This is a genomic window from Dokdonia sp. LLG6352-1 (assembly GCF_045055815.1).
Taxonomy (GTDB): domain Bacteria; phylum Bacteroidota; class Bacteroidia; order Flavobacteriales; family Flavobacteriaceae; genus Dokdonia; species Dokdonia donghaensis.
The window spans coordinates 2,605,865-2,621,012 of record NZ_CP159329.1 but is presented as its reverse complement, the minus strand read 5'-3'; the positions used below and the strand labels follow the sequence as shown (position 1 = coordinate 2,621,012).

Below are 15,148 nucleotides of genomic sequence, written 5' to 3'. Positions count from 1 at the left end.
CCAAATTGTAAAAATTACTGCCTTATTTTAAGAATATCTCAATAGAAACCGTGCATTTTTTCATATTTTGTCACCGAATTAAATGACACTTATGGAAATTACTAGATTATTTGACTTTCCTTATCATCAACTGGAAACAAACAACCTGCCAGATGCCCTTTGTACGAAAGTAAATGGAGAATGGATTAAGACATCTACGCAAGAATATATTGATAAAGCAAATGCTTTTAGTAGAGGTCTATTACGATTAGGAGTAAAACCTAATGATAAAATTGCGGTTATCTCGATGACTAACCGTACAGAATGGCATATTTGTGATGTAGGTATCTTACAAATAGGCGCGCAAAACGTGCCTATGTACCCTACTATCTCTGCAGAAGATTATGCATATGTATTAAACCACTCTGAGAGTAAATATGTATTTGTTTCTTGTACAGAAACACTAGCAAAAGTTAGAGAAGCTCAGGATAAAGTACCATCATTACAAGGAGTATACTCTTTTGATGATATAGACGGTTGTGATAACTGGCAACAAGTGTTAGATCAAGGAGCAGATGATAGTAATCAACCAGAAGTACAAGCGCTTATGGATTCTGTAAAGACAGATGACCTTGCTACGCTTATTTATACCTCTGGAACTACTGGTAGGCCTAAAGGTGTAATGCTATCGCATAGAAATATTGTAAGTAATGCTATATCAAGTACAGAACGTGTACCTACTGCGGGGGAAGGTGTCAAGGCATTGAGCTTTTTACCTATTTGCCACATATATGAGCGTATGATTACGTATCTATATCAGTACAATAGTGTAGCAATCTACTTTGCAGAGTCGCTAGAGACTATCTCAGACAACCTTAAGGAGGTAAAACCTGAGATTATGACAGCTGTACCTAGACTACTAGAGAAGGTATACGACAAGATTATTGCAAAAGGAGCAGATCTTACAGGTATAAAGAAAAAATTATTTTTCTGGGCTGTAGATGTAGGTTTAGAATATGAACCATATGGTAAAAATGGCTGGTTATATGAGCGTAAGCTCGCTATAGCTCGTAAACTTATCTTCTCAAAATGGCAAGAAGCTCTAGGAGGTAATCTTAAAGTAATCGCTTCTGGTAGTGCTGCACTACAACCACGTCTAGCTAGAATATACAACGCTGCACAAATGGGTGTTATGGAAGGTTACGGTCTTACCGAAACATCACCAGTATGTTCTGTAAATGATATGCGAGGTGGTAATTTTAGAATAGGTACTGTTGGTAAGCTTATTAAAGGTGTAGAAGTTAAGATTGCAGAAGACGGAGAAATCCTTGTAAAAGGACCTAATGTAATGTTAGGTTATTATAAGGATGCAGAAAAGACAAACGAAGTCCTTAAAAATGGCTACTTCCATACGGGTGATATAGGGCATATAGATGAAGATGGCTTCTTAAAAATTACGGACCGTAAGAAAGAGATGTTTAAAACATCTGGAGGTAAGTATGTAGCGCCACAACTATTAGAAAACAGATTTAAGCAATCACGTTTTATAGAGCAAATAATGGTTATAGGTGAAGGGCAAAAAATGCCAGCTGCCTTAATACAACCTAATTTTGAGTTCCTAGAAGACTGGGCAAAGATGAAAAATGTGTCTTACACATCACAAAAAGATCTTATTGCAAATCCAGAGGTTCAAGCTCGCTACCAGAAAGAGGTAGATGAAGCAAACGAGAGTTTTGCAAAGTGGGAAAAGGTAAAAGCCTTTAGACTTACTCCAGACGCCTGGACGGTAGAGAGTGGTCACCTCACTCCTACTATGAAGCTTAAACGTAAAATCATTAAAGAGAACTATGTTCATCTTTATAATGACATCTACGGATTATAAAATTATCAAAAGGGTTACGTTATCGTAACCCTTTTTTAATACACAAAACCCTAGTAAATTTCTTATCGTGTCACGATCTTCACTACTACTCGTTATTGCTCAAGGTTTACTCATAGGCGCCTTACTCTACAATTCAGATAGTTTTAGTGTGGAGTATATACCGCTGTTGTTTGAGGTATGTGGGCTTGCGATAGCTTTGTGGGGTGTGCTTGCAATGCGTATTGGTAATTTTAATGTGCAACCCGAGGTTAAATCTAAAGTTTTAGTAACCCGTGGTCCTTATCAAATCTTGCGCAACCCTATGTATACGGGTATACTCTTGTTTTTTATTCCGGCTGCTTTTATTCCTTTAAGTATTATAAATTCAATACTATACATAGCACTTTTTGTAGTTCTAGTTTTAAAGATTTACAGAGAAGAGCAACTGCTGTCAAGTCATTTTGGACCAACCTATGCGGCATACAAGAGGACAACCTATCGTCTTATTCCGTTGTTATTTTGAGAAAATATCTTGTGATTTGATAGCGTTTTATGGGGGTAGAATCACGCTTTCGCGAAAGCGTAAAAAAACCACGCTGCAGGCTTTAATATTAACAATCTCTTATAGTAGTACTCACTTTCTAATTAAGCCTTAAAGCGGTAAATTTGTTACTTGCCTAAAAGTCTATGATAGAACAAGAAGAACGTATTGAAGTATATGGTGCTCGCGCTCATAACCTAAAGAATATTGATGTAATGATACCTAGAGAAAAACTGGTTGTTATTACCGGTCTTTCGGGTAGTGGTAAGAGCTCACTCGCTTTTGATACGATTTATGCAGAGGGACAACGTCGTTACATCGAAACTTTTTCGGCCTATGCTAGACAATTTCTGGGTGGATTAGAGCGTCCAGATGTAGATCAAATTTTAGGTTTATCTCCAGTAATTGCCATAGAGCAAAAAACCACGAGTAAAAGCCCGCGTTCTACCGTTGGGACTATTACAGAGATTTACGACTTCTTACGCCTACTCTATGCCCGTGCAGCAGATGCTTACTCGTACAATACGGGAGAGAAAATGGTGAGCTACAGTGATGAGCAAATACAGGAGCTCATTACAGAGAGTTATGAGGGTAAACGTATAAATATACTCGCTCCTACCATACGCTCTCGTAAAGGGCATTACAGGGAGCTTTTTGAACAAATTGCAAAGCAGGGATTTGTAAAAGTGCGCGTAGATGGTGAAGTGCGTGATATTACAAAAGGAATGAAGGTAGACCGCTACAAGGTGCACGACATTGAGATTGTGATAGACCGTATGCAGGTTAAAAAAAGTGATGAGGATAGTAAACGCTTGCGCGAAAGTATAAATACTGCGATGTATCACGGTGATGATGTACTTATGGTACTAGATCACGATACACAAGAGGTACGCTATTTTAGCCGTAACCTGATGTGTCCTACTTCTGGCATCTCATACCCTAATCCTGAGCCTAATAATTTTTCTTTTAATTCGCCTAAGGGTGCTTGTCCTAATTGTAATGGTATAGGTGAGCTTTATAAGGTAAACCCAAAAAAGATTGTCCCAGATCCTAAAAAGTCTATAAATGCTGGAGGGCTTGACCCACACGGTCCAAAAAAGAATAACTGGATTTTTAAACAGTTACAGCTCATCGCAGAGCGTTTTGACTTTAAACTTACAGACCCCATAGAAAGCATACCGCAAGAAGCGATGGACTTTATCTTTTACGGAGGTAATGAGAAGTTTTCTGTTTCTTCAAAACAACTAGGAGTTACAAGAGATTATAAAATAGATTTTGAAGGTGTCGCAAATTTTATAGAAAGCACCTATAAAGATAGTGAGTCAACCTCTCTCGTGAGATGGGCAAAAAGCTATATGAATAAAGTAGCTTGTCCAGTTTGTGAGGGATCACGATTACGTAAAGAATCTCTTTATTTTAAAGTAGATAACCAGAGTATTGCAGACCTCGCGTCTATGGATATTCTTGAGCTCAAAGACTGGTTTGAAACGGTAGATTCAAGACTTTCAGAAAAGCAACTCAAGATAGGCTCTGAAATTATAAAAGAAATAAAATCAAGAATACAATTCCTTGTAGATGTAGGTCTTACCTATTTAAACCTAAACAGAAGCTCTAAGTCACTTTCTGGAGGAGAAGCACAACGTATACGCCTGGCTACTCAAATAGGTTCACAACTAGTAGGCGTGCTTTACATTCTAGATGAGCCTAGTATAGGGCTTCACCAGCGAGATAATGAGAAGCTTATAAACTCTCTTGTGTCACTCAGAGATATAGGGAACTCTGTGATCGTTGTAGAGCACGATAAGGATATGATAGAGCGTGCAGATCACGTAATAGACATAGGTCCAAAAGCTGGTAATTTTGGGGGTGAGATTATAAGTGAAGGAACACCACAAGAACTGTTAAATCACAGCACCCTTACTGCACAATATCTCAATGGAGAAAAGGAAATTACCATCCCTAAAAAACGTAGAAAAGGAAGCGGGAAATTTATAGAGCTTAAGGGAGCTACAGGTAATAATCTCAAAAATGTATCTATAAAAATACCGCTAGGTAAAATGATAGCGGTCACTGGTGTTTCTGGTAGTGGTAAGTCTACACTTATTAATGAGACCCTCTACCCTATTATGAATGCACATTACTTTAATGGCGTAAAGAAACCTATGCCGTATAAAAGTATAAAGGGTCTAGATGAATGTGATAAGGTTATAGACATAAATCAATCTCCTATAGGTAGAACGCCTAGATCAAACCCTGCTACCTACACAAAGGCCTTTGATGAGATACGTAGTCTATTTGCGAAAACTCCAGAAGCACTTATAAGAGGCTATAAACCTGGACGTTTTAGCTTTAATGTCGCTGGAGGAAGATGTGAAACCTGCAAAGGTGGAGGTCTTAGGGTTATAGAGATGAATTTCCTGCCAGATGTGTACGTAGAGTGTGAGACCTGTCAAGGTAAACGTTTTAATAGAGAGACACTTGAGATACGTTATAAAGGTAAATCTATCGCAGATGTGCTAGAAATGACGATGAATGAGGCGACAGACTTCTTTGAAAACATACCTAAAATACACCGAAAATTAAAAACTATTAAAGATGTAGGTTTAGGTTATATAACTCTGGGTCAACAGAGTACAACACTATCTGGTGGAGAGGCACAACGTATCAAGCTAGCTTCAGAGCTTAGTAAGCGTGATACTGGTAATACTTTTTATATATTAGATGAGCCTACGACGGGGCTCCATTTTGAAGATATACGAGTATTAATGGAGGTGCTTAATAAGCTTGTAGATAAAGGAAACACCATTCTCATCATCGAGCACAATCTGGATGTAGTAAAAATGGCAGACTATATAATCGATATAGGTTATGAAGGTGGTAAAGGCGGTGGCGAGGTAGTGGCCGTAGGTACGCCAGAACAAATAATTAAAAAGAATAAAGGCTATACAGCTGAGTTCTTAAAAAAAGAAATGAACTAGACGCAACGCTCTTAAAGCAAAAACGTCTTACTAACAATATAAAAATACTAGAATGCGCAACGAAAGCAGACCAAAAGGCTGGAACGAAAAGAAAACAAACGACTCTTGGGCCATATTTAAAATTATGGGAGAGTTTGTAAATGGTTTTGAAAAAATGAGCCGTATAGGCCCTTGTGTATCCATTTTTGGAAGTGCACGCACAAAACCAGACCACAAATATTACAAACTAGCCGTAGAGGTTGCCGAAAAGATTGCAGATAACGGTTACGGAGTCATCACAGGTGGAGGACCAGGTATTATGGAAGCTGGTAACCGCGGTGCACACCTTGCCGGAGGAACCTCTGTAGGGCTTAATATAGAACTGCCATTTGAGCAACACGACAACCCATATATAGACAGCGATAAAAGCTTAGACTTTGATTACTTCTTTGTAAGAAAAGTAATGTTTGTTAAGTATTCTCAGGGTTTTGTAGTAATGCCAGGAGGCTTTGGTACGCTAGATGAACTCTTTGAAGCAATCACACTTATACAAACGCATAAAATTCAGAAGTTTCCTATTATCCTTGTGGGTACTGAGTTTTGGGGAGGTTTAATGGACTGGGTAAAAGAAACTCTACTTGACTCTTTTAACAATATAAGTGCTGGAGATATGGATCTTATTCATCTTGTAGACACGTCTGACGAGGTGATTGAGGTGCTCAATAACTTCTATGACGAGTATCAGTTAAGTCCTAATTTCTAGTAGTATTACGCTTTCGCGAAAGCGTAACCCACACAGTAAAAGACTCTTATAATTACAATAGGAGATTTAATCAATATTCTAGTTCTGAATGTATCATAAATCTCCTTTGTATTCGTTTTTATATTAAACCCCATTTACATCTATATTGAAACATTTTTACTCACTTCTATTTTTGATTGTATCTAGCTATGTAGCGATAGGTCAGAATGCGATGACCATAAATGCTCAATTACAGCCAGATGAGAGATCTATAACAATACAACAGCAAATCGCTGTACAAAACACGTCTACAGATGATTGGGAGGAAGTTTATCTCACAGACTGGGCGCATAGCTTCTCTAGCAAGACCACTCCCCTAGCAAAAAGATTTGCCGAATCTTTTGAGAAAAAATTCCATCTCGCTCCAGATAATGAGCGTGGGTTTACAGCCGTAAAGGCCATCTCTGGGCAGGGGTCTATCCTGCAGTATACAAGACCACAAGGCTTTCCAGACATTATAAAAGTGATTTTAAAAACACCTGTATCTGCTGGCGAAACGGTTATTTTAAATTTACAGTATACCGTTACCCTACCAGATGCAAAATTTACCGATTATGGCATAACTCGCGGCGGTGATTATAACTTGAGGTACTGGTTTATGACACCGGCAGTTTATGATAATGGGTGGCAATATTACAGTAACAAAAATCTTAATGATAGATATTTTCCGCAATCTGATATTACGGTTAGTTTTTCTATTCCGGTTGGTTTTACGCTTGTTACAGATTTAGAAAAGTCTTCACAAGGTTCTTCATACGCTCAAGGCGAAAAGTTGACACGCCTTACGGGTAAACAGCGTACAGATGCCAAAATATTTCTTCTCAAAAACTCTACTTATGAAGAGGTAAAAACAGATTATGTAACTATAGTTTCAAACTTACAAAATGGCACATTACCACCTCAAATAAGGGCCCTTATTACAGACCGCATAGCAGGCTTTCTAGATAAAAATCTAGGAGCATATCCTTTTAATAAAATACTGGTTACAGATCTTGATTACAAAGAGCAGCCAGTTTATGGACTTAATGAGTTACCTAGCTTTATTAGTCCTTTTCCAGATGGCTTTAAGTATGAAATCAAACTGCTCAAGACTACTATTAATAATTATATTAATAATACACTACTTGTAAACCCACGTGAAGATAGGTGGCTCATAGATGGACTCAAAGTCTATATGCTTCAAAAATATATTGATACGTTTTACCCTGATCTTAAAGTTGTAGGCGGTCTTGATAAATACTGGCTCGTACGCCAGTTTTATGCATCTAAACTAGAGTTTAATGATCAATTCCCTATTCTATATACTCATATCTCTAGACTTAATCTTGATCAAGGATTAGATACTCCTTATGATAAGCTTATTAAGTACAATAAAAACATAGGGTATTCTTATAAAAGCGGTGTCGGTCTTAATTATCTTAATGAGTATCTAGGCGACGAGGTACTAAATGAAGTTATTAAGATTTTTTACGAGGAGAATGCATCAAAACCTACAAGATCAAATAATTTTAAAACACTAGTAACATCTAAGAGCAACAAGGATGTGAGTTGGTTTTTTGACGAGTATATCACATCAAATGAGCGCATAGATTATGCCCTAAAAAACTCTAAAGTAAAAGGAGATTCTATATATGTTACTGTAAAGAATAAAAAAAGACGTAAAACTCCTATACCTGTTTATAGTTTTAAAGATGACAGCCTTACAAGCACACGCTGGGTGTCTGGAAAGGAGAAGGCTACTACGCTTTCCTACTCCAGTGACAACGCAGACCGTTTTGTCCTTAATTATGAGAATATAGTCCCAGAAAATAACTTGCGTAATAATTATGAGAAGCCTGGAGCATTTTTAAGCATAGATAAGCCATTACAATTTAAATTCTTTCAGGATTTTGAAAACCCTTCAAAAAATCAGTTATTCTTTATGCCTGTGGCAGAGTTTAACCTTTATGATGGTTTTTCTCCAGGAATTAAATTGTACAATAAAACATTACTTACAAAAGCACTTAACTATAAGATCGAGCCTCAGATAGGGCTTAAATCAAAAAAACTTATAGGGAGTGCCTCAATATCTTACAGACACGATTTCCAAAATCAAGGACTTTATGGATTGCGATATGGTATTTCTGGCAATAGATTTTCTTATGCTCCAGATTTACTTTTTACAAGAGTGACTCCATTTGTAAATTTGAGATTTAGAACCTCAAATTTACGAGCAGATAAGCGTCAATTTGTTTCTGCTAGATATGTGAGTGTCCAGCGACAAGAAGATCCATTAGTACCCTTGCCTACGCCTAATTATGATGTTCTCAATCTTAGGTATAGCCGTTTTAACCCAGGTATTGTTCATACACTTAATGTGACTGGAGATGTACAATTTGCTCGAAATTTTGGAAAGCTTTCTGGTAACATCTTTTACAGACGTTTATTCTTAAACAATAGACAACTCAATGTGCGCTTGTTTGGCGGGATATTTACGTATAATAAAACACAGTCTGATGGTGACTTTTTCAGTTTTGCATTAGATAGACCTACAGATTATTTATTTGATTATAATTATTATGGCCGTTCAGAAAATAGCGGGGTGTTCTCTCAACAAATAATCATAGCAGAAGGTGGTTTTAAATCACAACTAGATGATGTGGCACCCGTTTTTGCAAATGAGTGGATGTTTACAGCAAATGCAAGTACAACTTTGTGGAAATACTTCTATGCTTATGGAGACGTTGGTGTTGTAAAAAACAAAAGAGCAAATGGCAAACTGGTCTATGATTCTGGTATACAAGTAAGTTTACTAGATGACTACTTTGAGTTATATTTTCCTATATATTCAAATCTCGGATGGGAAATTGGTCAATCCAATTATGATCAAAAAATAAGATTTCAACTTCAACTAAGTGTAGATACGGTCATTGGACTATTTTCACGTAAGTGGTATTAGATAGTTTTTTATTGGTTTTAAAATTGATAAATCCTCAACAGAAAAGGTAATTATTGCATATTTTTAAATATACATCTATATAAATTACTTTTTGGTATGAATTTTACAACTTTTTAACGCCTAGGGGTATTGCATCACGACAAAGTTTTGGCTATTTTTACGTCTTAAATCCAATATGTACATATGGCAAGTAACCCAGATACAAAAGCAGCTTTATCTTATGAAGATTTTAAACAATCTGTTCTTAATGATTATCGCATAGCGGTAACAAGTAGAGAGTGTAGCCTTTTAGGCCGAAGAGAAGTACTTACAGGTAAGGCGAAGTTTGGTATTTTTGGAGATGGCAAAGAATTACCACAGCTTGCTTGGGCACGTGCTTTTAAAAATGGTGACTTTAGATCAGGGTACTACCGTGATCAAACATTTATGATGGCCATAGATCATCTCTCTATAGAAGAGTTTTTTGCAGGTCTTTATGCTCATACAGATATCGCTTTTGACCCTATGAGTGCCGGGAAGCAAATGGGTGGACATTTTGCCACGCATAGTCTTGACCCAGATGGAAATTGGAAAAACCTACTACAACAAAAGAACTCAAGTTCTGATATCTCACCTACCGCTGGGCAAATGCCTAGATTATTAGGTCTTGCACAAGCATCAAAGATTTACAGAAATGTAAAAGAAGCTCAAGGCGAAAACTTCTCAAACAACGGTGATGAAGTAGCCTGGGGAACTATAGGTAATGCTAGTACGAGTGAAGGTTTATTTTTTGAAACCATAAACGCTGCTGGTGTACTACAGGTACCTATGGTAATAAGTGTATGGGATGATGAGTATGGTATCTCAGTACACGCTAAACACCAAACTACAAAAGAAAGCATATCAAAAATTCTTGCAGGATTCCAGCGTGATGAAGAAGATAATGGTTATGAGATTATAAAAGTAAAAGGATGGGACTACCCTGCCCTAGTAGATGCTTATGAACGTGCTGGTGCTATTGCTCGTAAAGAGCACGTACCTGTTTTGGTACACGTGGTAGAACTTACACAACCACAAGGACACTCTACATCTGGATCACACGAGCGTTATAAAGATCAAGATAGATTACAATGGGAGCGTGAGTCTGACTGTAATGTACAGTTTAGAACTTGGATTATAGATCAAGGGCTCGCTACAGATGAAGAGCTTAAGGTAATAGATAAAGACCTTAAGAAAAAAGTAAGAGATGGTAAAAAAGCTGCCTGGGAAGCATTTTTACATCCTATCAAAAATGAAAAGCAAAAAATTGTTGCCCTACTAGAAACACTTATAAGTAATTCTAGTAACGGTAGTTTTATAAAGCCACTACTCACACCACTAGTAGAAAATAAAGAAGCTCTTAAGTCTGACTTGCTAGGCACAGCTAGAAAGGCGCTTAGGTTTACAATAGGAGAAGATAGTCCAGCTAGAACTCAACTCATAGAGTGGATAGAAAACTACACAGCAAAAATACAGCCTCAATACAGTGCTCATTTATATAATGAAAATGGTAATGGTGCAACGTCTGTACCTGCTATAGCTCCTACTTACGGAGAAGAAAACCTAGTAGATGGTCGTGTAGTACTACGAGATAACTTTGATGCAATTTTTGCAAAGTATCCTAACACATTAGTTTTTGGAGAAGATGCAGGAGCTATAGGTGATGTAAACCAAGGTCTTGAGGGAATGCAAGAAAAGTATGGTGAACTGCGCGTAGCAGATGTAGGTATACGAGAGGCAACAATTATAGGTCAAGGTATTGGTATGGCTATGAGAGGTCTCCGCCCTATTGCAGAGATTCAATATTTAGATTACATACTGTATGCAATCCAAATAATGAGTGATGACCTTGCAACATTAAGATATAGAACTCACGGTAAGCAAAAAGCGCCACTTATAGTGCGTACTCGTGGTCACAGACTAGAAGGTATTTGGCATAGTGGGTCTCAAATGGGAGCGATTATACACTTGTTAAGAGGTATGTACGTGCTTACCCCACGTAATATGGTAAAAGCAGCAGGTTTTTACAACACACTTTTAGAAAGTGATGAACCTGCACTAGTTGTAGAGTGTCTTAATGGCTATAGACTTAAAGAAAACTTACCTACTAATATAGGAGAATTTAAAACGCCTATAGGAGTTGTAGAGACTGTAAAAGAAGGTACAGATATTACAATTTTATCATACGGTAGTACGTTGCGTATTATTATGGAGGTAGCAAAAGATCTTCTATCTGTAGGTATTAATGCAGAAGTTATAGATGCACAATCACTACTACCTTTTGATCTTAATCACGATGTGGTTGAGAGTATAAAGAAAACAAATCGCTTTATTGTAATAGATGAGGATATGCCTGGAGGGGCAAGTGCTTATCTTCTTGATGAAGTACTTAACAAACAAGATGCGTATAAATATCTTGACAGTAAGCCAGAAACACTCGCTGCACAACAGCATAGACCAGCATATGGTACCGATGGTGATTACTTCTCAAAACCATCTGCAGATGATATTTTTGAAAAGATATATGGAATGATGCACGAAGCAAATCCATCAAGCTTTCCAAAACTACGATAGATTCAAAAAGAAATAGACAGTTACAAAAAAACGAGATACATTATGTGTCCCGTTTTTTGGTTTTATGCTTTCGCGAAAGCGGAATTATAAACGCTTTTACTACTCTGGATACTCGATTCTAAGGTGATAGATGTTATTGAGCTTCTTTTTAAGAACCTTCTTAATTTGCTGGATTTCCTTAAATGTAATATCAGCATTGAGATACTGATCTTCGTCCATTTGCTTTTTGATAATCTTTTCTACAAATGCATCTATGAGTGTTGATGTAGGATTCTTAAGGCTTTTACTTGCCGCCTCAACACTATCTGCCATCATTAATATTGCGGTTTCCTTACTAAATGGTAGAGGTCCTGGGTATTGAAAATCTTCTATGGCAGCATCTTCATTTTTTTCCTTTTCCTTAAAGTAGAAATATTGCACAGTACTGGTGCCGTGATGTGTTCTTATAAAGTCTATGACACGATCTGGTAGATTATACTTTCGCGCAAGCTCAATACCATTAAGAACGTGATCTATAATAATACGTGCACTTTCCTTTGGTGATAAATCATCGTGACTATTTATACCCGTTGCTTGATTTTCTGTAAAATCTGTAGGGTTTATTATTTTACCTATGTCGTGATAGAGAGCTCCTACTCGTACAAGCATCGCATTTGCTCCTATTTCATTTGCTGCTGCTTCTGAGAGATTTGCAACGTTAAGACTATGGTGAAAGGTTCCCGGAGCCTCATCTGCAAGTCTTTTTAAAAGCTTACTATTTGTATCTGAAAGTTCAAGAAGTGAGACGTCGCTCACGAGCCCAAACATTTTTTCATAGATATAAATAAGCGGTTGTACAAAGAGTGTTGCAAGCCCTGCAAGCATGAACATACCAAAATCTGGCCAGGCAAGTCCCTCTACTCCTCCTTCACTTATAATATGAAATGCAAAATATGCAAGTATGTAAATTAATGTTATTTGACCAACAGAAATAAACAAGTTTGCTCTCTTATAAAGTTCTGGTACAGTAAGAATAGTTACTATACCTGCAATAACTTGTAAGAAGAAATATTCAAAACTGTCTGGAACTATAAAACCTAAAAGAAGTATTGCAATGACGTGTGTAAAAAGCCCTAGGCGTGCATCAAAAAATGCTTTTATAATAAGTGGTAGAATACACATAGGCACAGCATACACATACTGCGGACTCCATTTAATAACAATAGTTGTGAGGAGTACCATTAATAATACATTAAAGAATACAAAGGTCACTTTTGTATTATTTAGAAAAACGGCTGGTCTATAAGTTCTTATAAAAAGGAGTAGCATCACTAAGGCTAGCAATACAAGCAACACATAACCAAAAAGCACCCAGTTATATCTAGACTCACTTATATTCTGAGATTCATATTTCTGCTTAAGAGAAAGTAATTTTTGTAAATTTTCACCTTCTACTAGCTCTCCTCTATTTATGATAATACTGCCCTTAGGTACAATGTTGTGAGTTTTTGATATACTTGATAGCTCGAGATCTAGAGTTTCTTGTGTGAGTTCTTCATCTAGTGTTATGTTTGCTTCAAGACCATCAAAATAGACTTGTAAGTACCTATTAGAATACTCACTATAAAGACTAGATTGTATAGCGTCGCTCAACGCATCTGGCATATCGCTCAATACAGTAATATTATCGAAGTTCATTTCTGAAACTTCATTACCTCGCTTTAAATAAATAAGTCGGCCAGTATTATAAACAGGTTTATCTTTAACTACACCATTTTTATAAAACGTTGATAATAGATTTTTACCGTAGTTTTTAAGTTCTAGTTTTGAACTACTATATGATAAAGTATCTGGAAATACTTTATTAAAATTTGAATCGTAAAGTGCTAAAACTTTATTTAAAACAGTTTGATCATATTCATAATAAATTGCAGATTGAGATTTAATTTGCTCCTTCTCTTGGGCTAACTCGTCTGCACTTTTTAGTATTGCAAAATTTTCGTCTGCATATAGGTTTTCATACTGCCACGGGAAACCCTTTTGTATTTCGTATTTAAACTTCCCGCTCTTTGGGAAGAAATAAACGATAAAACCAGCACATATAATGATAAGCAAGAATTTATAGAGAAGATCTTGATGTTTATAAAACTGCTGTGCCGTTGTACTCATAAGGTATAATACTAAGTAGCTAAAGTACTAAAATAATATCGCTTCAATTACCCTTAGGTGCTGCCTTGAAGCCTCAAAAATCTTATATTTTTTCTTACATTCGCAAGACTAAAATTAAGCACTTCAAACACAAAAAATATGAGTAAAAACGTTGTTATAGTTGCTGCGGCACGTACACCTATAGGTAGTTTTATGGGAGCACTTTCCTCTGTAACTGCAAGTAAGCTAGGAGCAATTGCTATAAAAGGAGCTCTAGATAAAATTAACCTTGACCCTACTTCTGTAAACGAAGTATTTATGGGTAATGTTGTACAAGCGGGTGTAGGTCAAGCTCCAGCTAGACAAGCTGCTCTTGGTGCAGGTATCCCAGATACAGTACCTTGTACAACTGTAAACAAAGTATGTGCATCTGGAATGAAAGCTGTAATGATGGCAGCTCAGGCTGTAGCACTAGGAGATGCAGATGTTGTAGTAGCTGGGGGTATGGAAAATATGAGTAGAATACCTCATTATGTACACCTACGCAATGGTCATAAATTTGGACCACAATCTATGGTAGATGGTATGCAAAAAGACGGTCTTGTAGATGCCTATGATGGCAATGCAATGGGTGTTTGTGCAGATGCTTGTGCTACAGAGTACGAATTCTCTCGTGAAGATCAAGATAATTATGCCATCCAAAGTTATAAACGCAGCGCTGCAGCCTGGGATGCAGGAAAATTTGATAACGAAGTTGTACCTGTACCTGTGCCACAAAGACGTGGTGACGATGTCATTGTAGATCGTGATGAGGAGTACACTAATGTAAAAATGGAAAAAATACCTGCTTTACGTCCTGCTTTTACAAAAGAAGGAACCGTTACAGCAGCAAACGCTTCTACCATAAATGATGGTGCTGGCGCAGTAATCGTAATGAGTGAAGAAAAGGCAAAAGAGCTTAACCTTACACCGCTATGTACAATAAAAGGATATGCAGATGCTGCTCACGAGCCAGAATGGTTTACAACAGCACCTTCTAAAGCATTACCAAAAGCACTAGCTAAGGCAGGAGTGACTCAAGATGAGATAGACTTCTTTGAGTTTAATGAAGCATTTTCTGTAGTAGGTCTTGCAAATATGAAAATATTAGGACTTACAGATGAAAATACAAACGTAAACGGTGGCGCAGTATCATTAGGACATCCATTAGGTTGTAGTGGTGTGCGTATTCTTATTACATTAATTAATGTATTGAAGCAAAATAATGCTTCACTAGGAGCAGCAGCCATTTGTAATGGTGGCGGTGGAGCTTCTGCAATGGTTATAGAAAATCACAACTAAGAGAACTTTA

General features: G+C 37.1%; 8 protein-coding genes. 7 read left to right on the top strand and 1 reads right to left on the bottom strand.

Annotation, left to right across the window (positions count from 1 at the left end; all coding sequences use genetic code 11):
- Nucleotides 1-91 precede the first annotated feature (91 nt).
- From ABVM49_RS11730 to ABVM49_RS11705, 6 genes are all read left to right on the top strand, one after another.
- On the top strand, nucleotides 92-1,861 hold the full coding sequence (locus tag ABVM49_RS11730; RefSeq protein WP_405202074.1) for an AMP-dependent synthetase/ligase: 1,770 nt from the start codon (nucleotides 92-94) through the stop codon (nucleotides 1,859-1,861).
- 67 nt (nucleotides 1,862-1,928) lie between these two features.
- Nucleotides 1,929-2,363 (top strand): methyltransferase family protein, encoded by a 435-nt coding sequence (locus ABVM49_RS11725; RefSeq protein ID WP_405202073.1) that lies wholly within the window; start codon nucleotides 1,929-1,931, stop codon nucleotides 2,361-2,363.
- Nucleotides 2,364-2,527: 164 nt separating this feature from the next.
- Entirely contained in the window at nucleotides 2,528-5,359 is a 2,832-nt protein-coding gene (gene uvrA / locus ABVM49_RS11720; RefSeq protein WP_405202072.1) for an excinuclease ABC subunit UvrA, read from the top strand.
- Between the two features lie 52 nt (nucleotides 5,360-5,411).
- Complete coding sequence (locus ABVM49_RS11715; RefSeq protein WP_021779057.1) at nucleotides 5,412-6,101, top strand: TIGR00730 family Rossman fold protein; 690 nt, start codon at nucleotides 5,412-5,414, stop codon at nucleotides 6,099-6,101.
- A 145-nt stretch (nucleotides 6,102-6,246) separates the two neighbouring features.
- The gene (locus ABVM49_RS11710) at nucleotides 6,247-9,078 is read left to right on the top strand and encodes a metalloprotease (protein WP_405202071.1); all 2,832 of its coding nucleotides are present in this window, start codon (nucleotides 6,247-6,249) and stop codon (nucleotides 9,076-9,078) included.
- 183 nt (nucleotides 9,079-9,261) lie between these two features.
- Nucleotides 9,262-11,670, top strand: coding sequence for a thiamine pyrophosphate-dependent enzyme (locus ABVM49_RS11705; protein ID WP_405202070.1), 2,409 nt, complete (start codon nucleotides 9,262-9,264; stop codon nucleotides 11,668-11,670).
- Nucleotides 11,671-11,769: 99 nt separating this feature from the next.
- On the opposite strand, the gene ABVM49_RS11700 is transcribed toward ABVM49_RS11705, so the two are convergent.
- Nucleotides 11,770-13,818, bottom strand: coding sequence for an HD family phosphohydrolase (locus tag ABVM49_RS11700; protein ID WP_405202069.1), 2,049 nt, complete (start codon nucleotides 13,816-13,818; stop codon nucleotides 11,770-11,772).
- 138 nt (nucleotides 13,819-13,956) lie between these two features.
- Here ABVM49_RS11700 and ABVM49_RS11695 point away from each other — a divergent pair, with 138 nt between their 5' ends.
- Nucleotides 13,957-15,138 carry an acetyl-CoA C-acyltransferase gene (locus ABVM49_RS11695; RefSeq protein WP_405202068.1) on the top strand — a complete coding sequence of 394 codons (1,182 nt, stop codon included), beginning with the start codon at nucleotides 13,957-13,959 and terminating at the stop codon, nucleotides 15,136-15,138.
- Nucleotides 15,139-15,148: the final 10 nt, after the last annotated feature.

Coding starts and splice junctions, on each gene's coding strand:
- ABVM49_RS11730 (WP_405202074.1), top strand. CDS start 92: ATGGAAATTACTAGATTATTTGACTTTCCTTATCATCAACTGGAAACA.
- uvrA (WP_405202072.1), top strand. CDS start 2,528: ATGATAGAACAAGAAGAACGTATTGAAGTATATGGTGCTCGCGCTCAT.
- ABVM49_RS11715 (WP_021779057.1), top strand. CDS start 5,412: ATGCGCAACGAAAGCAGACCAAAAGGCTGGAACGAAAAGAAAACAAAC.
- ABVM49_RS11705 (WP_405202070.1), top strand. CDS start 9,262: ATGGCAAGTAACCCAGATACAAAAGCAGCTTTATCTTATGAAGATTTT.
- ABVM49_RS11700 (WP_405202069.1), bottom strand. CDS start 13,818: ATGAGTACAACGGCACAGCAGTTTTATAAACATCAAGATCTTCTCTAT.
- ABVM49_RS11695 (WP_405202068.1), top strand. CDS start 13,957: ATGAGTAAAAACGTTGTTATAGTTGCTGCGGCACGTACACCTATAGGT.